The 25,959-nt window shown below is 36.3% G+C and carries 26 protein-coding genes, 3 tRNA genes and 3 pseudogenes; 9 read left to right on the top strand and 23 right to left on the bottom strand.

The window, feature by feature from the left end:
• Positions 1 to 92 precede the first annotated feature (92 nt).
• Positions 93 to 1,313 (top strand): beta-ketoacyl-ACP synthase I, encoded by a 1,221-nt coding sequence (gene fabB / locus A6A20_RS01935; RefSeq protein ID WP_279571890.1) that lies wholly within the window; start codon positions 93 to 95, stop codon positions 1,311 to 1,313.
• A gap of 175 nt (positions 1,314 to 1,488) precedes the next feature.
• On the opposite strand, the gene A6A20_RS01940 is transcribed toward fabB, so the two are convergent.
• The 6 genes and pseudogenes from A6A20_RS01940 to A6A20_RS01965 form a co-directional block, all read right to left on the bottom strand.
• Positions 1,489 to 1,668: a helix-turn-helix transcriptional regulator gene (locus tag A6A20_RS01940; RefSeq protein ID WP_279571891.1), complete on the bottom strand. Its 180-nt coding sequence runs from the start codon at positions 1,666 to 1,668 to the stop codon at positions 1,489 to 1,491.
• 317 nt (positions 1,669 to 1,985) lie between these two features.
• A pseudogene (locus A6A20_RS01945) lies at positions 1,986 to 2,099 on the bottom strand (DNA cytosine methyltransferase); the annotation flags it as partial.
• Positions 2,100 to 2,518: 419 nt separating this feature from the next.
• Entirely contained in the window at positions 2,519 to 2,740 is a 222-nt protein-coding gene (locus A6A20_RS01950) for a hypothetical protein (protein ID WP_279571892.1), read from the bottom strand.
• A gap of 22 nt (positions 2,741 to 2,762) precedes the next feature.
• Positions 2,763 to 3,377, bottom strand: coding sequence for a YqaJ viral recombinase family protein (locus A6A20_RS01955; protein ID WP_279571893.1), 615 nt, complete (start codon positions 3,375 to 3,377; stop codon positions 2,763 to 2,765).
• Positions 3,374 to 4,150, bottom strand: coding sequence for a phage recombination protein Bet (gene bet / locus A6A20_RS01960; RefSeq protein WP_279571894.1), 777 nt, complete (start codon positions 4,148 to 4,150; stop codon positions 3,374 to 3,376). The genes A6A20_RS01955 and bet overlap by 4 nt, the downstream gene beginning before the upstream one ends.
• A 139-nt stretch (positions 4,151 to 4,289) precedes the next feature.
• Entirely contained in the window at positions 4,290 to 4,721 is a 432-nt protein-coding gene (locus tag A6A20_RS01965) for a hypothetical protein (protein WP_279571895.1), read from the bottom strand.
• On the opposite strand from A6A20_RS01965, the gene A6A20_RS01970 reads away from it, so the two are divergent.
• Positions 4,722 to 5,024, top strand: coding sequence for an IS630 transposase-related protein (locus A6A20_RS01970; protein ID WP_279571896.1), 303 nt, complete (start codon positions 4,722 to 4,724; stop codon positions 5,022 to 5,024). It abuts the gene before it with no gap.
• A gap of 11 nt (positions 5,025 to 5,035) precedes the next feature.
• Positions 5,036 to 5,560: pseudogene (locus A6A20_RS01975) on the top strand (IS630 family transposase); the annotation flags it as partial.
• Here the strand turns inward: A6A20_RS01975 and A6A20_RS01980 are convergent.
• The 8 genes from A6A20_RS01980 to A6A20_RS02015 all read right to left on the bottom strand — a co-directional run bounded on the left by A6A20_RS01980 (position 5,557) and on the right by A6A20_RS02015 (position 9,578).
• Positions 5,557 to 5,931, bottom strand: a complete 375-nt coding sequence (locus A6A20_RS01980; RefSeq protein ID WP_279571897.1) for a PoNe immunity protein domain-containing protein — start codon at positions 5,929 to 5,931, stop codon at positions 5,557 to 5,559. The pseudogene A6A20_RS01975 and the gene A6A20_RS01980 sit on opposite strands and share 4 nt — an antisense overlap.
• A gap of 48 nt (positions 5,932 to 5,979) precedes the next feature.
• A complete protein-coding gene (locus tag A6A20_RS01985; RefSeq protein WP_279571898.1) occupies positions 5,980 to 6,402 on the bottom strand; it encodes a PoNe immunity protein domain-containing protein in 423 nt (140 codons plus the stop codon).
• Positions 6,403 to 6,562: 160 nt separating this feature from the next.
• Complete coding sequence (locus A6A20_RS01990) at positions 6,563 to 7,387, bottom strand: PoNe immunity protein domain-containing protein (protein WP_279571899.1); 825 nt, start codon at positions 7,385 to 7,387, stop codon at positions 6,563 to 6,565.
• Between the two features lie 584 nt (positions 7,388 to 7,971).
• Positions 7,972 to 8,045 (bottom strand) — tRNA-Cys (locus tag A6A20_RS01995).
• Between the two features lie 23 nt (positions 8,046 to 8,068).
• Positions 8,069 to 8,155 (bottom strand) — tRNA-Leu (locus A6A20_RS02000).
• 2 nt (positions 8,156 to 8,157) lie between these two features.
• Positions 8,158 to 8,233, bottom strand: a tRNA-Gly gene (locus tag A6A20_RS02005).
• A gap of 121 nt (positions 8,234 to 8,354) precedes the next feature.
• A complete protein-coding gene (gene pgsA / locus A6A20_RS02010; protein ID WP_279571900.1) occupies positions 8,355 to 8,912 on the bottom strand; it encodes a CDP-diacylglycerol--glycerol-3-phosphate 3-phosphatidyltransferase in 558 nt (185 codons plus the stop codon).
• A gap of 51 nt (positions 8,913 to 8,963) precedes the next feature.
• Positions 8,964 to 9,578, bottom strand: coding sequence for a riboflavin synthase subunit alpha (locus A6A20_RS02015; protein ID WP_279571901.1), 615 nt, complete (start codon positions 9,576 to 9,578; stop codon positions 8,964 to 8,966).
• 72 nt (positions 9,579 to 9,650) lie between these two features.
• Between A6A20_RS02015 and A6A20_RS02020 the strand changes: the two genes are divergently transcribed.
• The 3 genes and pseudogenes from A6A20_RS02020 to A6A20_RS12725 all read left to right on the top strand — a co-directional run bounded on the left by A6A20_RS02020 (position 9,651) and on the right by A6A20_RS12725 (position 12,361).
• The gene (locus tag A6A20_RS02020; RefSeq protein ID WP_279571902.1) at positions 9,651 to 11,045 is read left to right on the top strand and encodes an MATE family efflux transporter; all 1,395 of its coding nucleotides are present in this window, start codon (positions 9,651 to 9,653) and stop codon (positions 11,043 to 11,045) included.
• A gap of 477 nt (positions 11,046 to 11,522) precedes the next feature.
• Positions 11,523 to 11,825, top strand: coding sequence for an IS630 transposase-related protein (locus A6A20_RS02025; RefSeq protein ID WP_279571903.1), 303 nt, complete (start codon positions 11,523 to 11,525; stop codon positions 11,823 to 11,825).
• Positions 11,826 to 11,905: 80 nt separating this feature from the next.
• Positions 11,906 to 12,361, top strand: a pseudogene (locus A6A20_RS12725) (transposase).
• A 318-nt stretch (positions 12,362 to 12,679) separates the two neighbouring features.
• Here A6A20_RS12725 and A6A20_RS02040 read toward each other — a convergent pair.
• Both A6A20_RS02040 and A6A20_RS02045 read right to left on the bottom strand, forming a co-directional pair.
• The gene (locus tag A6A20_RS02040; RefSeq protein ID WP_279571906.1) at positions 12,680 to 13,990 is read right to left on the bottom strand and encodes an NCS2 family permease; all 1,311 of its coding nucleotides are present in this window, start codon (positions 13,988 to 13,990) and stop codon (positions 12,680 to 12,682) included.
• 265 nt (positions 13,991 to 14,255) lie between these two features.
• Complete coding sequence (locus A6A20_RS02045) at positions 14,256 to 15,224, bottom strand: oxidoreductase (RefSeq protein WP_279571907.1); 969 nt, start codon at positions 15,222 to 15,224, stop codon at positions 14,256 to 14,258.
• 57 nt (positions 15,225 to 15,281) lie between these two features.
• Here A6A20_RS02045 and ybaK point away from each other — a divergent pair, with 57 nt between their 5' ends.
• The gene (ybaK, locus tag A6A20_RS02050) at positions 15,282 to 15,764 is read left to right on the top strand and encodes a Cys-tRNA(Pro) deacylase (RefSeq protein ID WP_279571908.1); all 483 of its coding nucleotides are present in this window, start codon (positions 15,282 to 15,284) and stop codon (positions 15,762 to 15,764) included.
• Positions 15,765 to 15,822: 58 nt separating this feature from the next.
• On the opposite strand, the gene fucP is transcribed toward ybaK, so the two are convergent.
• The 7 genes from fucP to pepT form a co-directional block, all read right to left on the bottom strand.
• Positions 15,823 to 17,106 (bottom strand): L-fucose:H+ symporter permease, encoded by a 1,284-nt coding sequence (gene fucP, locus A6A20_RS02055; protein WP_279571909.1) that lies wholly within the window; start codon positions 17,104 to 17,106, stop codon positions 15,823 to 15,825.
• A gap of 26 nt (positions 17,107 to 17,132) precedes the next feature.
• Positions 17,133 to 17,780 carry an L-fuculose-phosphate aldolase gene (locus A6A20_RS02060; RefSeq protein WP_279571910.1) on the bottom strand — a complete coding sequence of 216 codons (648 nt, stop codon included), beginning with the start codon at positions 17,778 to 17,780 and terminating at the stop codon, positions 17,133 to 17,135.
• A 9-nt stretch (positions 17,781 to 17,789) separates the two neighbouring features.
• Complete coding sequence (gene fucU / locus A6A20_RS02065; protein WP_279571911.1) at positions 17,790 to 18,227, bottom strand: L-fucose mutarotase; 438 nt, start codon at positions 18,225 to 18,227, stop codon at positions 17,790 to 17,792.
• A 9-nt stretch (positions 18,228 to 18,236) separates the two neighbouring features.
• Positions 18,237 to 19,646: an L-fuculokinase gene (gene fucK, locus A6A20_RS02070; protein ID WP_279571912.1), complete on the bottom strand. Its 1,410-nt coding sequence runs from the start codon at positions 19,644 to 19,646 to the stop codon at positions 18,237 to 18,239.
• 46 nt (positions 19,647 to 19,692) lie between these two features.
• On the bottom strand, positions 19,693 to 21,453 hold the full coding sequence (gene fucI, locus A6A20_RS02075; protein ID WP_279571913.1) for an L-fucose isomerase: 1,761 nt from the start codon (positions 21,451 to 21,453) through the stop codon (positions 19,693 to 19,695).
• A 305-nt stretch (positions 21,454 to 21,758) separates the two neighbouring features.
• Positions 21,759 to 22,508, bottom strand: coding sequence for a DeoR/GlpR family DNA-binding transcription regulator (locus A6A20_RS02080; protein WP_279571914.1), 750 nt, complete (start codon positions 22,506 to 22,508; stop codon positions 21,759 to 21,761).
• A 37-nt stretch (positions 22,509 to 22,545) separates the two neighbouring features.
• A complete protein-coding gene (gene pepT / locus A6A20_RS02085) occupies positions 22,546 to 23,787 on the bottom strand; it encodes a peptidase T (protein WP_279571915.1) in 1,242 nt (413 codons plus the stop codon).
• 205 nt (positions 23,788 to 23,992) lie between these two features.
• Here pepT and potA point away from each other — a divergent pair, with 205 nt between their 5' ends.
• Both potA and potB read left to right on the top strand, forming a co-directional pair.
• Positions 23,993 to 25,117, top strand: a complete 1,125-nt coding sequence (potA, locus tag A6A20_RS02090) for a spermidine/putrescine ABC transporter ATP-binding protein PotA (protein ID WP_279571916.1) — start codon at positions 23,993 to 23,995, stop codon at positions 25,115 to 25,117.
• Positions 25,098 to 25,958, top strand: coding sequence for a spermidine/putrescine ABC transporter permease PotB (gene potB / locus A6A20_RS02095; RefSeq protein WP_279571917.1), 861 nt, complete (start codon positions 25,098 to 25,100; stop codon positions 25,956 to 25,958). The genes potA and potB overlap by 20 nt, the downstream gene beginning before the upstream one ends.
• The last annotated feature ends 1 nt before the right edge of the window (position 25,959 follow it).

Consider the following 25,959-nt stretch of genomic DNA (forward strand, 5'->3'; position numbering starts at 1 on the left):
TGCACTGGTCTTACATTCTAATTTATGCTTGCATAATTATTTTTTCATAGTAAGTTAGTGCAAATTTCGCGTTCTATATTTGAGGAGAAGCAATGAAAAGAGCAGTGATTACAGGTTTTGGTGTCATTTCAAGTATTGGTAATAATAAACAAGAAGTATTGGCATCATTAAAAGCAGGTAAATCGGGGATTGAGGTTGTCCCTGAGTTTGTGGAAATGGGAATGCGTAGCCATGTGGCGGGAACATTGAAAATTACCCCAAGTGAACATATTGATCGCAAAATTTATCGCTTTATGGGCGATGCCGCAGCCTATGCTTACCTTTCTATGAAAGAGGCGATTGAAGATGCAGGCTTGACGGAAGAACAGGTATCCAATGATCGTACAGGCTTAGTGATTGGTGCAGGAACAGGTTCAGCCCATAATCAATTAGTGGCTTGCGATGCAGTGCGTGGTCCGAGAGGGGTAAAAGCGGTTGGGCCTTATGCGGTAACCAAAACCATGGCATCAAGTGTTTCAGCTTGTTTAGCCACGCCTTATAAAATTCGTGGGGTGAATTATAGTATTAGTTCGGCTTGTGCCACTTCAGCCCATTGTATTGGACACGCTTTAGAGCTTATTCAATTAGGCAAGCAAGACATTGTCTTTGCAGGAGGGGCGGAAGAGCTTTCTTGGGAATGTGCCACAGAATTTGATGCCATGGGAGCAGTATCCACCAAATATAATGATACCCCAGAAAAAGCCTCGAGAGCTTATGATGCCAATCGTGATGGTTTTGTGATCGCTGGTGGCGGTGCTGTGGTGGTTGTGGAAGAATTGGAACACGCTCTGGCTCGTGGTGCGAAAATTTATGCCGAGATTGTGGGCTATGGCGCAACTTCAGATGGTTATGATATGGTTGCACCAAGTGGCGAAGGGGCAGAGCGTTGTATGCAACAAGCCATGGAAACGGTGGATACACCGATTGATTATATTAATGTACATGGCACGTCAACCCCAGTGGGCGATGTAAAAGAATTAGGTGCAATTAAAGCGGTCTTTGGCGAAAATATCCCTGCCATTTCTTCTACAAAATCAATGACAGGTCATTCTTTAGGGGCTGCCGGTGCTCACGAGGCGATTTATACCTTATTAATGCTAGAAAATGATTTTATTGCACCAAGCATTAATATTGAAACCCTAGATGAACAAGCACAAGGTTGTAATATCATCACAGAAACTAAAGAAAATGCAGGCTTACATACGGTAATGTCAAATAGCTTTGGTTTTGGCGGGACAAACGCTACGTTAGTGTTTAGACGTTATCAGAAATAATATTTAATCAGTATAAAAACGGCTTAGGTTTTCCTAAGCCGTTTTTTGTAAGTATTTTTTTTGCTTATTCCCACTCAATTATCTATTTGAAGCATAAGATATTGATTATAAATGGAAATAAAACAACAATATCTTAATTTTACCGTCATTTTTACCGTCAAAAAATAAAAGTACTTTAAGTTCGCTCAGCTATCCATTTATCAATGTCTGATTTACGCCAAGCTACTCGCCCCATTGAGACTTTAACGCTTTTAGGAAATTCATCTTTCTTTATCATACGCCAAATAGTTGAGTAACTCAAACTTGTTATTTCTATTACTTTTGACTTACTTAATAAAATTGTTTGTTGTTCCATAATTTCCCCCCCCTACAAATACTTATCCTTAATCAACCTATGCAAAACGTTTTTAAACGCTCTGACATATTTCGCATTAAAGTTTAGCCATTTAAGCCTGATATGTTTTGTATTCTTCCAATCAGATATAAATCGATTACGTTGAATACACTTTTTATAGGCTTTCTTGGTTTGCCTGAAATTCCAACATTTTCGCTGTCGGCAACAAGTGATTTCTACTTCATTAGTTTTGGTGTTATAGGCTTCTAGGTTAATCATAGGTTATACTCACTTTCTAAATATTGCTGAATTCTCAATCCAATCCACCGCATTACAGGAACAGCCATTGGAAAAGGCTCAATTTCAGCAAACCACAAAGGCTGTGCGAAATCATGCCAAGCACAGGTTACTGCCTCAATTCCTGAACAGATTGAGCCATAAGTGAATTTCATTTGCTCTCTCTTTATGAATAAATAAAAAAAGCCACGATTGTGGCTATGTGATTTGTAATATTTTAATCCTTATCCGTAGAAATACATTCCCTGTATCCAAAGGGATTAAGACTTATCAATTAATACACATTTCAACAAATAAATCATATATAGAAATACCTTTCTTACTTCGGCATCATTGTTATTACTTTGTTGTTCCTCACATATAGCGATCAAATTTTTAACCTCCGCTATATCGATCTTAAAATCCCAATCCATATCAAGCCCCATATAAGGAGCATTAAAATAATTGACTAAAACAAAATAAATGCCCTTACGGTATCTATCCGCACCCGTTATTTTCCCATCTAAGAAATTAGACAGGCTCTTATAAGAAATTAAATCCTTAGAAGAAGATAATAATTCTCCGATAAAAACTTCTATTTTTTCTCATCCTCTATGCTTGAATTGTGAAAAAATAGTTTTATTACTTCCACATAATTTAGTAGTGTATTAAACTCCCCTTTCATATCCTCAGCTATATAAAAATCATTATTTATAACATCATGCAAGGCTTTCATATAATTAGCCTCATACTTTACTAAGTCAGCTAATTCTACTGAACTTAGATCATTTTCATTAAAAATTACAGTAGCTAACATTATTATATCTCCTCAAATATGTTTAATTTTCTTTCAACACCCTCAACGCCTTAATAAACTCAGGAATATAAGTATCAAAAGCGTTCATTAATTTTTCATCACGTTTAACGGTGTATAAATAAAGCGGTTGTGGTTGATATTCTGGGCAGTAGCTTACAAAATCCCAAGTTTCATAACCAGTTACCCATAATGCGGATTGCACTTGAATGATGTATTCATTAGGGACACCGCCCTCAAGCAAATAAACAATGTGGGTTTTCATTTTAGGGCATTTAATTTCAAGCCCTTTTTTTAACTCAGGCATTAAACCATCAGGGCTTATCATTAATTCCCTTGCCTGGTTTAAATACACACCGCCTACTTGAACAACGGTATTGCCGGTTAGAAATTCGTAAGCACTTCTAGCTAAAGGCTCAAGCTGATTACCTCGCTCCATAGCGGGCGTTTTTATCGTGTCGGCAGTATGTTCTATGCTTTCTGCTACAAGTTCCGCAAGATAGCCTGTCCAACCTGATGATTTATTACCACTCGCTGTCACAATATGCTTTATGCCTGTAGCAGTGGGTATGCCTAACCTTGCGGCAAGCCATTCCTCAGTTCCTTGTTCGCAATCTAAAGTAATTAATCCGTCAATCATAATGGCACGTCCTCACCGTCAATACCGTCATCACGAATTTGCTGTTGATTAAGTTTATCTTTGAGTTTTTTCAACACTTTCTCCGTCATCGCCTTTGGAATACTTTCAATATTTTTCACGCCACAAGCCGCCAGCAAGCCGTCCATATTTGATGAAGTTACCTCAACTAATTGCTTAATTTCCTCGATTTGTTCGGCGGAAATAAGCTCAATCGCTTGTCCTTCAAGGATATTTGCTTTAGGGGTAACATTGATCGGCTCTTTGTTATTTTCTGCAATGCGATCAGCTTCATCTTGATCATAAATCCCTGTAAACCCAAAGGCTAATCTTGCACATTGAATCATCGCTTTATGACGTAACATTCGTTTAGGGTGGGTTTGCCAAGGTCCCATATTACGATAGCACTCGCTCATATATTCCGTAACTGAAATGGGTTTGGAACGGTCTTTACGGTAAATGCGACAAGTGCATTTTTCATCATCAAGATCAAATTCAATGCCGTCAAACTGCGGATTTTCGTTTAGAATTCTTGCCCAACCATCCACCCCAACAATCGGGACAATGCCGTTATTTTTATCAGGGAAAGCGTAAATTTCTTTTGTCCAAGGATTAAGCCCATATTGATTAGCCACGATTAAGAGTGCTGTCATTTGGCTATCATTCACATTGCCTTTAAATGCGGTATTTTTTAGGGTTAGCATTAAATCTGAACCATCAGCAATTTCAAACCGATTGGCAAGTTTTTGAGTTAGGGATTGAAGTGTTGTTGACATAATATTTCCTCTGCTAAGTTAAATTTAGGGTATAAAAAACCGCACTTGCCTAAAATCAAGTGTAAGTGCGGTTGGTTTTTGGAAAGTTTTTCAGAATGAATTTAAGGTTTGACGTGAAGTGATAATGCTATATTTTTTATCAATTCAACTTCGTCAATCTTATCCCCTGATAATTTAATGCTTTAACAGGGGCAAAATAAGCTCTGGCTTGTTCTACTGTACCTGTAAATGGAATTTGTAGCATAAAATTAAAAACGGGCTGATGATGTTCTGAGCTTTGATTCTCTGATTGTACTGCTGTTTGGTTTGCCTGCGGTTCTGGAGTAACGGCGTGAGCTTGTGCGTTAGTGTTAGCTTGTGCGTTAGTTTTCGCCTCAATCTCTGCTTTGAGTTGTGCCTCACGCTCCGCTTTTTCTCTTGCCTCTTGTTCGGCTTTCGTTTTGATTTCAAGCTCTCGTTGTTTTTCAGCTTCAACACGCTCAGCAATGATTTGTTCAATATCATCTTGACCAGCAATTAATTTGACTTCATCACTATAGTAAAATCTAATTAAATACGCTACAATATTCACATGGCATACTCAAAAGACTACCGACAAATGATATTAGCCAAACTCAAAGGAGGCGCAAGCTTTCGAGAATTGGCACAAGAGTTTCAGCTCAGTACTAACACCATCCAGAGATGGAAGAAAAACCCTGAGCGAAAGAAACGTATTGTTAAACCTTATAAGATTGATAATGACCTCCTCAAAGCCGATGTTGAAGCTTATCCCGATGATTATCAATGGCAGCGAGCACAGCGTTTAGGTTGTAGCCAAAACGCCATTTGTACGGCTTTAAAAAGGCTCGGAATAACACGTAAAAAAAGACGTTAGCACATTCTCAAGCAGATACTGAAAAACGAAAGTATTTTCTTAATGCGCTAAAAGCATTTAAAAAAGCGGGGAGAAAAATCATTTATTTAGATGAAAGCGGTTTTAAAATGCATGACAACAGACCGCATGGGTATGCTCAAAGAGGTAAGCCTTGTCTTAGCCAATCCAACTGGCAACTTAAAAACCAGAGCAATGCCATCGGTGCTGTGCTTAATCAACAGCTGTTTGCTGTGGGGCTGTATGATTGCAGTATTAATAGCGATGTTTTCCATGGTTGGGTCGAGCAGTTATTACTTCCGCAACTTCCTGATAACAGTGTTATTGTGATGGATAATGCCGCTTTTCATAAAGGTTCAGACACAAAAGCATTGATAGAAGCCGCGGGGCACACCATTCTCTGGCTCCCACCTTACAGTCCTGACCTTAATCCAATTGAGCGTACTTGGGCTTGGATAAAGCAAAAACGCAAAGAGTGGCAGTTAAATTGTATTGACAGTCTATTCTTTTATTTTATGTGGTTATGTGGTGATTTTTAATGGGGTTTACTATATATTTTTCCTAACGACTCTCTCTCCGCCCAACGAACATAATCTGCTGGAAAGAAAGGTTTATCTGCTATGCCTGAACGCTCTATATCAATATTTAATAGCAACGCCAATACCCCTGCTTCAAATGACCAATAACCAAAAAAGAATTCTTCACAATCTTTATGGTAATTATACCAATAAGTGTCTTTATTACTTTTATACCAATCTTTTAAGTATTGGATTAATAACCTTTCACGTTCAGAATCAATTTTGCTTTGTACTAATTCAGGAAAATAACGATAACAGGCTTTTGGAAAAAAAGGCTTATCAGCCACGGCTAAAGCCCCTTGATAACCTAAAAAATCAAGTAAGGCTTTCATTGGCGGATCGACATAAGGTAGGGGATCATTTTCATCACTACCGCCAAGCTATTGTGGAATATGCATTAAGGTTTCTTGATCATTGACTAATCCCGCTAACCCTAGTAACCATAAAATATAAGCATAACTATCTGCTTCATATAAATAGAGTTTATCATCTGGGAATTCCAGATCAAAATGACGATGAAAACGTTTTAACATTTGGCGAGTTTCACTAATAACAATATCTTTATTTTCACCCGCAGAATAGAGTAACTGACAAAGCTCCATTTGACTATTTATTTGACGCCAACTTAATGAACGGTAATAAGAATTTAATCTATTCGGATCATCAGGATCCTCTTTTATATAATCAGGGGCAATTATTGAAAATACATCTTTTTTCTTATTTTTAATTAAATAAGTTTTGTAATCTTGCATATGATTCTCTTTTAAAAATATAGCCCACTTTTTTATTTCAAATTCACTCATTAATTTACTCCTTAATTGGAATTGTACCTACGATTTTAACATCTTTACCTTTATCGACTAATTTATAAATCTCAACAACTTTACCATTTTCATCAACAATCATTAGCCATTTTTCATCGCCATATAACAAAAAGAGGAAGCCAAGCTCCCTCTAATAATATTACCCCCTAATCTCTCTCGCCCAACGAACATAATCTGCTGGAAAGAAAGGTTTTTCTGCGATACCTGAACGTTCTATATCAATATTTAATAGCAACGCCAATGCCCCCGCCTCAAATGCCCAATAACCGAAAAAGAATTTTCCGTCATTTCGCTTATGTCTATCATACCAATAAGTGTCTTTATTACATTTATACCAATCTTTTAAATATTGGATTAATAGCTTTTCACGTTCAGAATCAATTTTGCTTTGTACTAATTCAGGAAAATAACGATAGCAGGCTTTTGGAAAAAAAGGCTTATCTGCCACTGATAAAGCCCCTTGATAACCTAAAAAATCAAGTAAGGCTTTCATTGGCGGATCGACATAAGGTAGGGGATCATTTTCATCACTACCGCCAAGCCATTGTGGAATACGTATTAAGGTTTCTTGATCATTGACTAATACTGCTAACCCTAGTAACCATAAAATATAAGCATAACTATCTGCTTCATATAAATAGAGTTTATCATCTGGGAATTCTAGATCAAAATGACGATGAAAACGTTGTAACATTTGACGGGTTTCGCTAATAACGACTTCTTTATTTTCTCCAGCTGAATAGAGTAATAAACAAAGTTCTAATTGTTCACTAGCTTGATCCCAATTTAATAAACGGTAATAACGAGCCAAACGATCTGGATCTTTATCATCATTTTGAATATAGTCTGGAGCTTTAATTTTGGAAAGATCTGTATTTTTACTCTCTAATAAAAAACTTTTATATTCTTCCATTTGTTTCTCTTTTAGAAAAATATCGCGTTTTATTTTTTCAAATTGGTTCATTTTTACTCCTCTTTTTTACTTTATAGGGACAGTCCCAATAACTTTAGCATCCTTACCTAATTGATAAATTTCAACCACTTTACCATTTTCATCAACAATCATTAACCATTTTTCATCGACATATAATAAAAAGAGGAAGCCAAGCTCCCCTATTAATAATATTCTCTCTTAATTTCTATCCTAATACAGATCTTTGAGAATAGCGATCTAAACTGAAAAAGTTTCAGTAGTTTTCAGTTAAAAATGATCTGAAAAATTAACATAAATTCATAACATACTGATAAATAATAATATTTTATATTTTACGTCATCTTTGATTGCTTTTTGATTGTTTTTTATTCGTTTTGGTGGCTGTTACAGCCACTAGATTTTTTTATAAAAAGCCTCTCAAAAATACACAACAGCCACTGAACAGCCACCAGTGAAATTTAATGCAAATTTTAGGCAGTCAAAAAATAAAATTTAAACAGAGAAAAAAGAGGGATTGAAAAGCAAAAAATCCTTGCTAATAAGTAAAATTAACGAACTTTAAATCAAAGGAAGTAAAAATATGAGTTAAGATAAGTAATTGATTTTATTGAGCATGGAGGCGTGTCCCGGAGTCGAACCGAGCTACATGGATTTGCAATCCAGTGCATAACCGCTTTGCTAACACGCCTGATTAAAAGGGATATTTTTGAATGGTGCCCGAGGGCGGACTTGAACCGCCACAGCCCGAAAGCCGAGGGATTTTAAATCCCTTGTGTCTACCGATTTCACCACTCGGGCAATGGAGCGGGAAACGAGGCTCGAACTCGCGACCCCGACCTTGGCAAGGTCGTGCTCTACCAACTGAGCTATTCCCGCTAATTTTGTTTAACCCATTGTGCTAAACAACGAGGTGCATTTTACTGATTTATTCCGTTCAGTCAAATAAATTTTGTGAAATCTTTTGCTAAACGCTTAAAAAAAATTCAATCTGCTTAATTTACGTTTCAATATCATCTAATAAGCTACCTTTAGCGGCTTTTAGATATTGTAACATTGACCAAACCGTTAATATCGCAGCAATATATAAAAAGATTACACCGATAATTTCCATTAAGGGACTTTGTCGCCATAATAAGGCAATTAAAGATAGCATTTGTGCCGTCGTTTTTACTTTGCCTAACCAAGATACAGCTACTTTGCTACGACTTCCTATTTCAGCCATCCATTCTCTCAAGGCAGAAATAATAATTTCCCGTGAAATCATAATAATCGCTGGAATGGTAATCCAAAAAGAATGATGATATTCCACAACTAATACTAAGGCTGCCGCCACCATAACTTTATCCGCTACGGGATCGAGAAAAGCCCCAAAACGGGTGGTTTGTTTCCATTTGCGAGCCAAATAACCATCTAGCCAATCTGTTATTGAAGCTAGCATAAAAATAAGTGCTGTGGCAAAGGGCGCCCAAGTAAAAGGTAAATAAAATACAAGAATAAAAATGGGAATTAATACCACACGAAATAAGGTTAAAAAGGTGGGAATATTTAATTTCATGCTACACCTAATCAAATTTGAGTTAAAAATTTTGCAAAAATAGACCGCACTTTATTGATGCTTTTGTTGCAAATAGCGTTCTACCGTATCAACAATCGCTTGGGTTTGTGTATCAATTTCAATATTCACTTTATCGCCAAGTTTTCTTTTACCAATTAAGGTACGATTTAAGGTTTCAGGGATCAAATTAACACAAAATGATTGCTGAGTTACCTCACCAATAGTTAAACTAATGCCATCAACGGCAATAAAGCCTTTTGCTAAAATATATTTCATTATGGCTTGTTGTGGTAACTTGAGCCAAAGTTGATAATTATGTTCACTACGAATAATTTGGCTCACTTCAGCCGTACAAAATATATGCCCCGATAAAAGATGCCCACCAATTTCATCGCCCATTTTCATGGCTCGTTCAATATTCACAAAATCCCCCACATTTACTTCCCCTAAATTTGTTATTCTTAGGGTTTCTTGCATCAAATCAAAACTAATTTGATCGCCGTCAATGTGGGTTACGGTTAAACACACCCCATTATGTGCCACAGAAGCGCCTATTGTTAAATTCTCACACATTTCCTGTGGCATTTTAATGCAGTGTGTTTTAAAATCCTGTTTTTCGCTGATCGCCACGATTTGGGCGACACCTTGAACAATTCCTGTAAACATATTGTTCTCTCAATTTAACCAAAAATATATTGCAATTATAGACTGATTTAGTAAATTTTTTAATGTTATTTTATGAAAAAAACCTTTTCTTCTTCCTCTTATCAGCAAATAAGACAATTAATTTATATTGCCTTTCCCATTTTATTAGCACAAATTGCCCAAAACTCCATGGGATTAGTGGATACCATTATGGCAGGGCGAGTAAGTGCAGCGGATATGGCAGCAATTTCCGTAGGAGCATCAATTTGGTTACCGCTGGTTCTGTTTGGTCAAGGCTTATTACTGGCTTTACCGCCCACCATATCCTATCTTAATGGTTCAGGGCAACGGCAACGCATTGCTCATCAAATTCGGCAAGGCATTTGGATTGTCCTCATCAGTTGCCTTCCTTTAGGATTATTAATTTATCATAGTGATATTTTAATCCACTTTATGCAAATGGAAACACATTTAGCCGATATTACCATTGGTTATTTAAAAGCAATGCTATGGGGATTGCCTGCTTATTTGTTACTGATTAATTTTCGTGGTTTAAATGACGGCTTAGCCAAAACCAAACCCGCAATGGTCATTACTTTGCTAGGTTTGTTAATCAATATTCCGCTTAATTATATTTTTATTTATGGCAAATTGGGCTTGCCTGCCTTTGGTGCAGTAGGTTGTGGCATTGCTACGGCGATTGTGAATTGGTTAATGTGTATTATGATGATTCTTTATTGTAAGCACGCCAGTCATCAACGAGATTTACAATTATTTGTGAAAATTATTGAAAAACCGCATTTACCTACCATAAAAAAATTACTCAATTTAGGTTTCCCCATTGCACTCGCTCTATGTGGTGAAGTGGCATTATTTGCGTTAGCTTCACTATTCTTATCGCCATTGGGGGCAACAACCGTCGCCGCTCACCAAGTAGCATTAAATACCAGCTCCTTTATTTTTATGTTACCTATGTCATTAGGTATGGCAACCACCATTTTAGTCGGACAACGCCTTGGCGAAGGCTCACCTGCTCGTGCCAAACAAATTACCTATACCGCCATAGGTGTCGGTCTATTTATCGCCGTCATTACCGCCAGCTGTACCGTCTTATTTCGTTATCAAATTGCCGCAATTTTTATCAAAGAAATAGAGGTTATCGCTATTTCTGCTTATTTATTGTTATTAGCGGCGTTATATCAATTTTCAGATACGATTCAAGTGGTAGTAAGCGGCGCATTAAGAGGCTATAAAGATACTAAAGCCATTCTTTATATTACATTATTTTGTTACTGGATAATTGGTATGCCTTTAGGATACTTGCTAGCGATGACCGATATATTTGTTCCCCATTTAGGGGCGGCAGGATTTTGGTTTGGTTTTATTGTCAGCTTAACTTTAGCAGCAATTTTATTATTTTATCGTATGCGAAAATTACAAAGTATGCCTGAACAGGTGTTACTTGCTAAGTTAGAGAAAATAAAATAAGAAAAGTGCGGTTTATTTTAAGATTTTTTTGCTGTTAATTCTCCGCCTTGGTTAACAGTTTTTTCCCGTTGGACGACTTACTTTCTTTGCTTATCAGAAGACAGAATAATAAAAACGCTAATTTATTGATATTTAAAGTGAATACTGTCTTCTGTCATCAGTCCTCTGTTATCTGACCAGCAGAAATATGCCTATGGTTCTAAGTTTTACACAGGGAATTTTTAAGGGGGAAAGATCGGAAATATCTATATTTTAGGAAAAAATTAAAAAATTGACCGCACTTTAGAACAAAACTAAAACTTAAAAATAATTTATTATCAATAACTTACCGCAAAAATAACAATAACGTTCCCTTATCCCCCTTAAAAAGCCCAGCCTGAGCTTAGAACGATAGAATAATTTTGACTGTTTGAGCGTAGCGAGTTCCAAAATTATTCGTATATAGTAAAATCCAATTAAATACGCTACAATATTCACATGGCATACTCAAAAGACTACCGACAAATGATATTAGCTAAACTCAAAGGTGGCGCAAGCTTTCGAGAATTGGCACAAGCGTTTCAGCTCAGTACCAATACCATCCAGAGATGGAAGAAAAACCCTGAACGAAAGAAACGTATTGTTAAACCTTATAAGATTGATAACGAGCTCCTCAAAGCCGATGTTGAAGCTTATCCCGATGATTATCAATGGCAGCGAGCACAGCGTTTAGGTTGTAGCCCAAACGCCATTTGTACAGCTTTGAAAAGGCTAGGAATAACGCGTAAAAAAAGACGTTAGCACATTCTCAAGCAGATACTGAAAAACGAAAGTCTTTTCTTAATGCACTAAAAGCATTTAAAAAAGCGAGAAGAAAAATCATTTATTTAGATGAGAGCGGATTTAAAATGCATGACAACAGACTGCATGGGTATGCTCAAAGAGGTAAGCCTTGTCTTAGCCAATCCAACTGGCAACTTAAAAACCAGCGTAATGCCATCGGTGCTGTACTTAATCAACAGCTCTTTGCTGTGGGGCTGTATGATTGCAGTATCAATAGCGATGTTTTTCATGGTTGGGTCGAGCAGTGATTACTTCCGCAACTTCCTGATAACAGTGTCATTGTGATGGATAATGCCGCTTTTCATAAAGGTTCAGACACAAAAGCATTGATAGAAGCCGCGGGGCACACCATTCTCTGGCTCCCACCTTACAGTCCTGACCTTAATCCAATTGAACGTACTTGGGCTTGGATAAAGCAAAAACGCAAAGAATGGCAGTTAAATTGCATCGACCGTTTATTCTTTTATTTTATGTGGTTGTGTGGCGATTTTTAATGGGTTTTACTATATCGTTCTTAGTGAAAGGCTGGATAAAGGCTTTTTCTAGGGCGTGTTTTCTTTGCCTACTTTCTTTACACGAGTAAAGAAAGTAGGCCGTCCCCTTTGTAAAAGAGGCGAACCCCGTTAGCAAAAGCGGAGGAGATATAGTCGTTTCAATTTAAAATAAGGCGGTACGCCGAAGACAGTAAAAAGAGTACAACGAGGCGTGCCAACTCTGTATTATTTTAAAGTAGAACGACTATAAAATTAAAGAAATAAAGTGATATAAGCCCTGCGCTTATATCACTTTCTATTTTGTAACAATGGGGTAAATTAACCAACCCAAATAAATTTTACTAAAAATAATAATGCCACAATAGCCACTGGTAAATTAATTTCTTTAATTCGTCCAGTGCAGGTTTTCATTACACAATAAGCAATAAAGCCAAAAGCAATTCCTTCCGTAATGGAGTAAGTAAATGGCATCATTGCGGCAGTAATAAATGCAGGCGTTGCTTCGGTCAGATCGTCCCATTGCACCTTAATTAAACTTGATGCCATCAAGATACCCACAAATACTAATGCTCCTGCTGTTGCGTAGGCTGGTACGACTGCGGCTAAAGGGGAAAAGAAAATAGTTAATAAAAATAATACGCCGACAACCACTGCGGTTAATCCCGTTCTTCCACCTACGGAAACACCTGAACCACTTTCAATATAAGTACTAATGGCTGATGTACCCATATAAGAACCTAATACTGCACTGCTACTATCCACAAATAAGGCTTGTTTCATTTTTGGGAAACGCCCTCTGTTATCAGCAATGCCTGCTTTATCGGTTACCGCAATTAATGTTCCTGAAGAATCAAATAAATTAACCAACATAAAGGAAAAAATAATGCCGATTAATGCGGTATCTAATGCCCCAGCAATATCCACCTGTCCCACAACAGGGGTTAAACTCGGTGGCATAGACATTACACCATTAAATTGCACATTATCATCAAATAACAAGGCTAGAGCAGTAACCACAATAATGGATACTAATACCCCTGAATGACGTCCTTTCGCTGCCATTGCCACAATAATAAAAAAGCCTAAAACACCTAATAATAATTGTGGTGAATGTAAATCTCCCACCGTTACTAAAGTGGCAGGATTGGCTACCACTAATCCCATATTTTTAAATCCAATTAAGGCAATAAATAGTCCTATTCCTGCCCCAATACCCACACGAAGTCCCAGAGGAATTGAGGACATAAGCCAATAACGGATTTGTAATAATGTTAATAAAAATAAACCGATAGATCCCCAAAAAATCGTTCCCATTGCCACTTGCCAACTATATCCAAGTTTCAATACAACTACATAAGCAAAAAAAGCATTCAAGCCCATAGCAGGCGCTAAGGCAATAGGTAAATTACTAAATAGTCCCATTGCAATAGTGCCGATAGCGGCAATTAAGCAAGTAGTCACAAAAACGACCTGCGTGTCCATACCTGTTACCCCTAAAATAGACGGGTTGACGAAAACAATATAGACCATGGTAAAAAAGGTGGTAATACCAGCGATAATTTCTGTTTTTACGCTACTATGATGTTGTTTGATTTTAAAAAATCGTTGTAGAAAAGATTGATTTTCCATGATGAAATATTTCCAATTAGGTTATTTAAAAATAAATTGAAAAACTATCGTGGTTTTTCTGCAAAATTTTAGCAAATTTACGGGGAAGTGGCGATAAGTTTTTAAAAGGGTTACTTTTCTTTTAGCAAATTAATAGTCTATTTCACTCGTTGAGCGAATTAGTATTAAACCTCAAAGTGCGGTGAATTTTGAGATTATTTTTACTGTTAATTCTCTGAGATTGTTAATAGTTTCGCCCCTTTTTTCAAAGGGACGAAAATATAAACTATCCTTCTTGCTGGTTTATCCTTATCAACAATTCCACTGCCATTTGTGCTTGTGAGAAACGTTGTTCATCGCTCACAGTCCATAAAGTCAATTGTTCCTCAACTTGTTCTAATTGACTAATATGCAAATGGCAATATGATTGATCATTTTCCATTTCACCATTTGTAACTGGCGTCATTAAGGGTTGATCATAATATTTAATCAAAGGATGTTGTTGCCATTGTGCCACTACCTGCGTTGGCTCAATAACATAATCAAAGCTTAATGTTAAGGTTTGCGCCATACCATAAAATACTGGCGTTTGAACTTGATGAAAAATTATCTGTGTCAACTGAGGAAAAATTTTAGTTAATTGTAAACTCAAATTCGTTTTAACTTGGGGCAATACATTGAAAGCCAAACGTTGCTGTTGTTCATCAAGAGGAATACCATTAAGTAATTGTGCAGTTTGCCCTACTAATTGCTCTACTTGATCGTGGCTACAATAAGAAGCTGGCAGTAAACTAGTAATAAATACTTGATTAAGATTTTCGTGACTAAAGGCACTTAAAGCCAAAGCGGCTTGAGTAACTTGTGGATCAGGTAAACTCACGATATTATGGGTGCGTAATTGAGTTAATTGTTGTTCGTTTACACTTGGCACTACAACAGGAACGCCCTCTAAACTAGCACAAACTCCCTGAATATCTATGACGATACAGCCAGCTTGGGTAGCTTGTGGTAACAAATTGACTTTTTCAATATCCCCCGCAAACAAGAGATAATTGACATTATGCCAGTCAATTTCGGCAAAATCTTGATGAGCAATACTTTTATTATGAAAGCGTATGCCTTGTTCTTCATTAAAAGGATAAATATCCGCAATGCTAAGTTGCCCAATAGCAAGTTCAGTTTGTTCTAAATAACTAACAATTTTATGGGTTAAACTAAATTCCGCAGCTATGGCAATATTTAAACTTGTATTCATTTTTTTCTCCGCTGTAAAATATCGGTACTATTTTATGCAAGAAAGAAGGAATATGCTATGACACCTGCCATAGATTTTTTAAAAAAAGCCCAAATTGTGTTTCAATTACACAGTTATCAACATGATCCTGACAATATTCATTTTGGTGAAGAGGCTGTAGAAAAATTAGGTTTATCTCCCTTACAAACCTTTAAAACTTTACTTATTGCTCAAAACAATGATCAAAAGAAATTAGCGGTCATGGTCATTCCTGTGGCTTATCAATTAAGTTTAAAAAAGGTGGCGAAGGTTTTGGGTTGTAAAAAAGCAGAAATGGCGGATAAACAGGTAGCACAAAAAACCACAGGATATTTAATCGGCGGGATTAGCCCTTTAGGGCAAAAGAAAAAACTGACAACGATTATTGATAAAAGTGCGGTCGGTTTTTCAACAATTTTTATTTCAGGTGGAAAACGAGGGTTAGATATAGAAATTAACCCTCAAGATTTAGCCAAGGCTTTAAATGCTCAATTTGCCGATCTTTTGGATACGGAAGAATAAATTTTGCGGCTAAGTCATTAGCCGCTTGATTTTTAGTCGTTTAAAATTTCATATATATTTATTTTAAAATTCTTAGTGTTCTATACCCATAAATTCCTATTACCACAAAGCAAATTAAAGGTAGGACAAAAGAAAAATTAATCGCTGGTAAATTAAATACTTCGCCTTGATCAATAATAAGTCCTTGTAACGGTGGCATTAATGCTCCACCAACAATGGCCATAACCAATCCTGCAGCACCTATCGTTGTTTCTTCTTTTAATCCATATAATGCAATCCCATAAATAGTTGGAAACATTAATGACATAAATCCTGATGTTAATATCAAGCAATATAACCCCATTATGCCGTCAATAAATATCACACCTAAAATACTCAAGCCGCCACCAATAGCGAAAATTAATAACATTAATTCTGCTTTTAGATATTTCATTAATGCTGTGCTAATAAAACGGCTACAAATAAATAGTCCCATAGCGACCATATTGTAATTTTGTGCTTCTGCTTTAGTAAAGCCTAATCTTTCGGCATATTGGATAATAAAAGTCCAACACATAATTTGTACGCCAACATAAAATAATTGAGCAATCACGCCTTCTCGATATTTAGCATTTGAAGACAAACGTTTCACAGCTTCAGCAAAACCTAATTTAGCAGAATTTATACGTGTATTTGGCATTTTATAACAGGCAATAATTATAAAAATAGTAATGACTACAAGCCCTAATATCACATAAGGATCACGAATGATAGCAAGATCATTGGTTTTGACTATGGCTTTTTCAGCCGCTGATAAACTCTCAAAAATCAAATTCCCCTGTTCATCACGTTTATCCGATTGTAAGTTAGCTAAAATAAAACTTGATGCAACAAACATTCCTGTAATTGAACCCAGAGGATTAAAAGATTGTGCCAAATTTAAACGTCTTGTTGCCGTTTGAGGATCGCCCATTGATAAGATATAAGGATTAGCTGTTGTTTCAAGAAAAGCTAAACCAAAGGTTAATATATAAAGCGATAATAAGAAAAAACTAAACAATTCAAACTTAGCCGCTGGAAAAAACAATAAAGCCCCTATTGCATACAGGGCTAATCCCAATAAAATACCATATTTATAATTATAACGGCTAGCAAATAAAGCTGCTGGAATCGCCATTGTGCCATAGCCTCCATAAAAGGCAAATTGGACTAACGCTGCCTCTGAAGCAGGTATTTCCATTACTGTTTGAAACGCTGCCACTAAAGGGTTAGTAATATCATTTGCAAATCCCCAGAGTGCAAATAAGCTGGTAATTAATATAAAGGGAATAATATATTTTCTTTCTAAAATCGTTGGTTTCATTATTTGTCTCCTTTTATAAATTCTTTTTATTTTTCAATTCTTAATCCATAGGATTTAAATTTTTCTAATACAATTGCCATTTCCTCCTGACTTAATAATGGAATTTGTTCTCCTGTAGCTAATAACATCAAATACCATTTTGCTAATACTTCTACTTCATTCGCTAACCATAAGGCTTTATCTAAATTCTGCTCTGCAGCAATTAAACCATGGTGTGCTAATAAAATCGCTTTAGACTGCTTAATGCCTGCGGCTACATATTCAGCTAATTTGGCTGTTCCAAAAGTTGCATAAGGAATACAGGGAATATGATCTGTACCACTGACTGCAATCATATAATGAATAGGTGGGATACCTTTATTAAGAATTGACAAGGCAGCACAGTTTACAGAATGGTTATGTACGACTGCGCCAATATCTGAGCGTGTTTTATATACGGCTAGATGGAATAAATATTCACTAGAGGGTAATTTTCCTTGTTCATATTTACCAAATTCATCAACATAAACAATGCTTTCCTCTGTCATCAATTCATAAGGCATACCCGTTGGGGTAATCAGCATACCATTTTGATATCGGACACTGACATTGCCAGCTGTCCCTTGATTAAGTCCTAATTTGGTCATTGCTAAACAAGTTTCTATAATTTTTTTTGCAAGAATTGATCTGTTCATCATTTATCCTTAATTTTCTACAATGGGTGTTACCCCTTTTTTCAAAATAATATTGCCGTATTTCGCCGTTTCGCCTGTCATCACAATTGCATAAGCCTCTTTCGCTCGCTGATAAAATTCAAAACGTTCAATACGATGAATAGTTGGTACATCAATATAATGACCAATAGACTGCTGGTAGCTTTGCTCAACGAGAGGATCTAAATAATCTCCTGAAACGGCTTGCATCATAGTAAGCGGGCTATCAACATAATCATCAAAAGCAAACAATGGCGTTATTGCACTGAGTAATGTCACAATAGATACACCATCACTACGAATTACTTTTTGATGTAGTTGATGCGCAGGAAAATGGGCGTCAGCTAAAACAATTTCATCGCCATGCCCCATTTCAGCTAAAATTTTTAATAAATCTGGTGAGATACTTGGGTGAATTCCTTTAAGCATTTGTTTCTCCTAATTTGGGTAAATTCTTTGATAAGATGCCTGCATTAATTGCTGAGCTTGTTCAATACTTTGATAAATGCCTATTCCATAAAACACATTCATCGCCGCCCCTAACGCCGTTGTTTCACTAACATCAACGATATCTATCGGCAACTGTATTGCATTGGCACGTAGTTGATTCCACAACCGATTTTTTGATCCACCACCAACACAAATTAACTTTGTCGGTGTAAAATTGGCTAGTTCTTGCAAACATTGCAAATTCACTCTAAGTTGCTCTGCCATAAAAGATAATGCTGCGAGGTAAATCTGTCCCCTACGGGTATGGATAGATAAACCTGTTAGCTGGGAAGTCGGCTCAGAAATATCAAATTTTCCTACAAACTTCGTTGGATTAGTGCTTTCCCTTGCTTGTTCTGCTTCATTTATCATCGTAGTATAGTAATTTGACTGTTGATAAACATCGGCAAAGAATGTTCTTCCCACCCATTCCAATACTGCTGAACCTAACCATTGCATTGCGGGATTAAGTAAGCCTTGTTGGGCATCTAATTCAACGGTTAATCCTTGATTTTGATAAGAAGACAAGTCTTGCACCTTTTTTACTCTCGTCATCAAAATTTCCCATGTTCCGGAACTTAATACTGGCTGATTTAAGCCAGCACCTGATCCTAAAATGGCAAATTGAGTATCATGACCACAAGAAACTACAGGAATGGGTTTAATTAAACCTATTTGGCTAACAATATCCTTATCTAATAAACCAATAATTTCTCCTGCATTAACGACTTCTGCAAAATGCCCTTCATCAATGTTTAATAAAGCGAAAACGTCAGAATGCCATAAATCATCGCCCACTAAATTTGTCATCATTGAAGTGCCAGCCATAGTACGATCGGTAGTAAAACGCCCTGTAAGACGTTGATTAATCATTGATGAAATAAAAACAAATTTAGCCATCTTTTGATATATATCACGCTCATTTTGTTGTAACCAACGCAATTTAAACAAGGTATTAAAACTTTGTTTAGCAATACCATTAGCTTGATATAACTGAGACATATCAAATTGTTGGTATAACGCATTCATTACCTCAAGGGTACGGGGACATTGCCAAGAAATAATCGGATACAGCTGGTTTCCTTTATTATCAAAAGGTGCACCATCAACACCAAAAGTTGTTACACCTATTGCAACAATATCCTCAATAAATTCTGGTGTGAGTTGTGAGATTGTATGTTGAGCCGCTGCGATTAATTTTTGATAAATTGTTTCAAAATCCCAAACCAAATAGCCGTTATTTCCTTGTGAATTCACTTGATTGGCATAATGGTAACTTGCTAATAACTTACCTTGATGATCGATAGCCACTGCTCTAACATTAGTTGCTCCACAATCTAAAATTAAACTAATCGGCATATATTCCTCCTGATAAAATTGGGACAAAATGCCCCAATCATCTTCATTATTTGTATAAAGGACCGAAAGTTTCACAGGCACGATAATCTTGCCCTTCTTTATCTTGCCCAAAAGCATTCCACGTACTTGGTCTGAAAATATGTTTATTATCAACATTATGCATACATACGGGTATACGTAGCATTGAAGCTAAAGTAATCAAATCCGCACCAATATGTCCGTAAGTTGCAACACAATGATTAGCTCCCCAATTTGCCATTACAGAATAAACATCGGTAAATGCACCAGTACCCGTTAAACGAGGAATAAACCAAGTACAAGGCCAAGTTTCATTGGTTCGTTGACTTAATTGCTGATGTACTTTCTCAGGTAAATCTATCGACCAACCTTCTGCTATTTGTAAAACAGGGCCTAATCCTCTTACAATATTGATTCGACTAATAGTAAATGGCATATCACCTTTAGTCAGAAATTGAGAGGAATACCCACCACCTCGGAAATATTCATGCACTGCTGCACACCATTTTGTATGTGCTAAACAACGTTGACCATCTTGTTCCGTAACCTCCCAAGCAGGCTTAATCACTGGATTACCATTTTGATCTTGATGCTGTCCTGTGCCATCAGGGGCTGCCGCACCAGAATTTAATAAATGGATAAATCCTTGTTGTGGACGATAACCTGTTACGCGCTCTACAGAATCAGGGCTCCAATAAGTTCTCACATCGGCAAAAATTTGTGCCTGCCCAGTCAACAAATGGCCAAATAACATCGTTACGCCATTTAATGAATCATTTTCAGTGGCTAAAATATAAGGAGGTCTAACCCCATTCCAATCATAGGTAGAATTTAAAATAGCCTCCATAAAATCACCATTTGGCATAAAATCCGTCCATTGACGCTGCCCTTGGAAACCAGCTGCAATGGCATTATGTCCTAATGCTTCTTCACCATAACCTAGTTCGGCTAATTTTGGATTACCCACCATTAAATCTCGAGTAATTACAGTCATTTTGACTAAATCTTGCCATAACTTTTCTTTTTGTTCTGCTGAACGCTGATATTCAGCTTTATTCACATCTATTCCTTCTTGACAATACTGTTTTACCCAAGACAGAGCTAATTCCACCTCGGCTTTATCATAAATTTCCAATTCCAATCTTCTCTTAATTTCACTCATATCCACATATTCATTACGCATACCTAAATAATGTTGAAAAAAAGATTGATCCACTATTGAACCTGCAATTCCCATTGATACGGCCCCAATAGATAAATAAGATTTTCCTTTTAATGTAGCAACTACTAATGCAGCTTTCGCAAAACGCAATAATTTTTGTTGAACATCAAGAGGAATTGACTCATCATCAGCTTCCTGTACTTGCTCACCATAAATAGAAAAAGCAGGTAAACCAAATTGAGAATGTCCGGCTAATGCTGCCGCCAAATATACCGCACCCGGTCTTTCTGTACCGTTAAATCCCCAAATTGCTTTTGGCATATGCGGATCCATATCAATGGTTTCACTACCATAACACCAACAGGGAGTTACCGTAATCACCGCCCCTACATTTTCATCTTTGAACTTATCCGCACAAGCAGCCGCTTCAGCCACACCCCCAATACAACTATCCGCAATGACACATTCTAAAAAACGCCCATCAGCATAACGAACATTGCGTTGTAATAGATCTGCAACAGCTTTCGCCATATTCATAGTTTGCGTTTCTAAAGACTCTCTTACTCCCATTCTTCTACCATCAATAGTAGGGCGAATTCCGATTTTAATTGGTCTATATTGGCTCATCATTGTCTCCTTTTATAAGAATAGTATTTATTGATTACTGCTATTTAATAAACCTTATTACTTCTTTGTTATTTATTTCCAACTTCATAAATAACAAAAGCAACAAGATTTGCTAATATCATCAAATATCATTCAAAATAAAAAAAGAAAATTTAGGATTTAATAGGAATTCTGTGAATAAAGTCACAAAAAATAGGTTATTAAGATAAAAATAGGAAATCATTTTTGACTGAAATATTGTGATTTAATCATAAACAGTCAAATCAGCCAAAACAGTCAGGCTAAAGAAATGAAATTGAGAATCTCTATTGGACAATCATAACATTATGCTTATCACAATATTTTATTATTGATTCAGGCAAGTTCTTTTCGCTAAATAGAATATCAAATTCGGATAGATCTGCTAACTTAATTAAATTTCTTTTATTAAATTTAGAGGCATCAATCACAAGAAAATTTTGCTCAGATGTTTCTATAAACTTATTTTTAATTGAAACATTAAGTTCATTTGATTCCCAAATTGCCCCAGTATCATCTAATCCTACACAAGAAAAAATAGAAATATTAATATGCAATCTTGATAATAAACGTTCAGATAACGGACCATAAAAAGCGTGGTATTTAGCAGAGTAAATCCCCCCTGTGGCAATAGTTCTAATCTTGGTTTTACTCGCCAGTGCATTAATATTATGCATTGAATTCGTCACTACTGTGCAAGGCATATCTGGAATAAGTTGTGCAACATACCAACTGGTAGAACTGGCATCAAGTCCTAATACCATATCTTCAAAAAAATAATCAGCAACTAATGATGCAATATATTTTTTCTGTTCAGCTCGTGTTCGTTGCCGAATCTGGAATGGTGCACCTATATCTTTCGTTTCTTTATTAACTGCACCACCATGAGTACGATAAATCAATCCAGCTTGTGAAAGCAAAGCTAAATCTCGTCGTATCGTTTCAAGAGAAACATTTAATCGTTCAGCTAATTGATGTACCGATAATTTTTTTAAATCATTTAATAATGCTAAAATAATTTTATGGCGATTATTCATAACGACTCCCTAGCGTCTTATCCTTGACCAAATGTTACTAAAAATTTTCCCCCGCCAATTCTGCAATCGTTACGATTACCTCAACAGCACTTAACATTCCTTCTAGTGTAATTAACTCATGCTTGCTATGAAAATTGTAGCCACCAGTAAATAAGTTTGGACAGGCAATGCCAAGCTCGGCTAATTTTGCTCCATCTGTCCCCCCTCTGATCGGTTTATGTAATGGGGTAATACCACAATAACGCATTGCTTGATCTGCTAATTGAATGGCTTGTGGTACAGTTTGTACTTTTTCGTACATATTGATGTAATTATCTTCAATCTCTACTTGGATCGGTTGTGGGAGTTGTTTTTGTTGATTAAATTGTGCAACAAGTTGTTGTATATAGTGTTTTCTTGCGGTAAAGTTTGTTTTATCAAAATCTCTGATAAGGTAATGCAATTCAACTTTTTCAATATCGCCAACAAATTGATCTAAATGAAAAAAACCTTGTTTTTCTTCGGTATTTTCTGGGGTTTCAGCTTGCGGAAAGGCTTGTTGTAATTCACATGCTAAAGCAAGTGCATTAATTAATTTCCCTTTGGCGTAACCTGTATGGATCGCTCGTCCATAAATGGTAATAACCGCTTGTGCTGCATAGAAATTTTCATATTCTAAACTGCCAACTTCGCCACCATCAATGGTATAAGCAAAATCACAAGGAAATTGTTGAATAGGAAAAAAATTCATACCTAAGCCAATTTCTTCATCAGGTGTAAAAGCGATGCGTAAGTTTGCACGTGGTTTATTTGTGCTAACTAGGTAAGAAAGTGCGGTCATAATTTCCGCAATTCCTGCTTTATTATCAGCGCCTAATAAGGTTGTTCCATCAGTAACAATTAGGGTTTTTCCCACCAAACCTTGTAAAAAAGGAAAATAAACGGGACTAATAAATTCATCGCCGATCCCTAATGCAATATCACCACCACGATAATTTTCAATAATTTCAGGTTTGACGTTTTTGCCTGTCATTTGTGGCGAAGTATCTAAATGAGCGAATAAACCAATAGTCGGTGCTCGTTTTTGGTTGGAAGGTAAATAAGCGGTTACAATGCCATGTTCTGTCATATTTACTTGCTGTAACCCAAGTGCGGTCAATTCTTGCATTAAATATTTGGCTAATTTTATTTGTCCTTGACTACTTGGCGATTGTTTTGCCCCTACTTTAGATTGGGTATCAATGCTGACATAGTTTAAAAAACGTTCTAGCAATAATTGTTTTTGTTGTTGGAGTTGCATAAGGTATTCTCAATTTTACGCCGTTTGTTAAAAATCCTATCACTTTTTCAGAAAAAATGCGATTAATCCCTTTTCATTATGTGCTAATCACTATATCATTTAACATTTGAAATTTTAGGTAGCAAATAAGACTTTTCGCTATTTATTTGCATTTTGTTGATCTTAATCACAGTACTGTGATAACTGAGGGAGAAAACCAAAGCTAGTGGAAAATTTAGTTCAAAACAAGCCAATTATTGAGCTTCGTTCCATAAAGAAAACTTATGGCAATAAAACAGTAGTGAATAATATTGATTTAACCATTAATCATGGAGAGTTTTTAACCATTCTAGGGCCTTCTGGTTGTGGTAAAACAACCATTTTGCGTTTAATTGCTGGTTTTGAAGAATTAGACGGCGGTCAAATTATCCTTGATGGTGAAGATGTTACCGATATTCCTGCTGAACAACGCCATGTCAATACGGTGTTCCAAAGCTACGCACTTTTTCCACATATGACGATTTTTGATAATGTGGCTTTTGGTTTGCGTATGCAAAAAGTACCCAATGCTGAAATTAAGCCTCGTGTAATGGAAGCATTACGTATGGTACAACTTGAGGAATATGCCGATAGTAAACCTGCTCAGTTATCTGGTGGACAACAACAGCGTATTGCTATTGCTCGAGCGGTGGTTAATAAACCTAAAGTCTTATTGCTTGATGAATCTCTCTCGGCGTTGGATTATAAATTACGTAAGCAAATGCAAAATGAACTAAAAGCCTTGCAACGCCAACTCGGTATTACCTTTATTTTTGTAACCCACGATCAGGAAGAGGCATTAACCATGTCCGATCGTATTATTGTATTGCGTGGTGGTAATATTCAACAAGATGGTTCACCTCGAGAAATCTATGAAGAGCCAAAAAACTTATTTGTGGCAAAATTCATTGGTGAAATCAACATTTTCAATGGTACGATGCTTGAGCGTATTGATGAAGAACGTATTCGTGCTGATATTGAAGGACGCATTTGCGAAATTTACTCCAATCTTGCACTCAATGCAGGCGATAAAATTCATGTCTTACTCCGTCCAGAAGATATTTTATTAGAAGAGCTTGATGAAAACGAGCAATCGCCAAATGGTTTTATTGGACATATTCGTGAACGTAACTATAAAGGTATGACTTTAGAATCCACCGTAGAATTGGATAATAATGGTAAAACTGTGTTAGTTAGCGAATTCTTTAACGAAGATGACCCAAATATTGATCATTCATTAGATCAAAAAGTAGGGGTAACTTGGATTGATAAATGGGAAGTGGTACTAAAAGATGAAAATGACAACGCGTAAATTTCAGAATATTACCGTTGCTATTATTTTCGCTTGGTTAATTTTCTTTGTATTAATACCCAATTTGCTCGTACTTATCACGAGCTTTTTAACCCGAGATAGTAGCAATTTTATTGAGTTTACTTTTTCACTAGATAGCTATAAACGTTTATTTGAACCTTTATACGCTAAAGTAATGTGGAATTCGCTCTATATGTCAGGTATAGCCACAATAATCTGTTTGATTATTGGTTATCCCTTTGCGTTTATGATTAGCAAAATCAATCGTAAATATCGTCCGTTTTTGTTATTCTTGGTTATTCTCCCTTTTTGGACAAATTCATTAATTCGTATTTACGGTATGAAAATCTTTCTTGGTGTTAAGGGGATTTTAAATAATAGCTTGATTGCTCTAGGGATTATTGATGAACCTATTCGTATCTTAAATACAGAAATTGCGGTAATCATTGGCTTAGTTTATATCCTATTACCTTTTATGATTTTGCCATTATATGCCACCATTGAAAAACTTGATTTACGCCTATTAGAAGCGGCAAAAGACTTAGGTGCAAATGCAATACAACGCTTTATTCATGTAATCATTCCTTTAACAATGCCCGGTATTGTCGCTGGTTGCTTATTGGTGTTATTGCCTGCAATGGGTATGTTCTATGTTGCGGATTTACTTGGGGGTGCCAAAGTCTTGTTAGTAGGGAATGTCATTAAGAGCGAATTCTTGATTTCTCGTAACTGGCCATTTGGCTCAGCGATTAGTATTGCATTAACCTTGTTAATGGCATTATTGATTTTTATCTACTATCGTGCCAACAAATTGTTAAACAAAAAAATGGAGTTAGAATAGA

The organism is Volucribacter amazonae, assembly GCF_029783845.1.
GTDB classification, from domain to species: domain Bacteria; phylum Pseudomonadota; class Gammaproteobacteria; order Enterobacterales; family Pasteurellaceae; genus Volucribacter; species Volucribacter amazonae.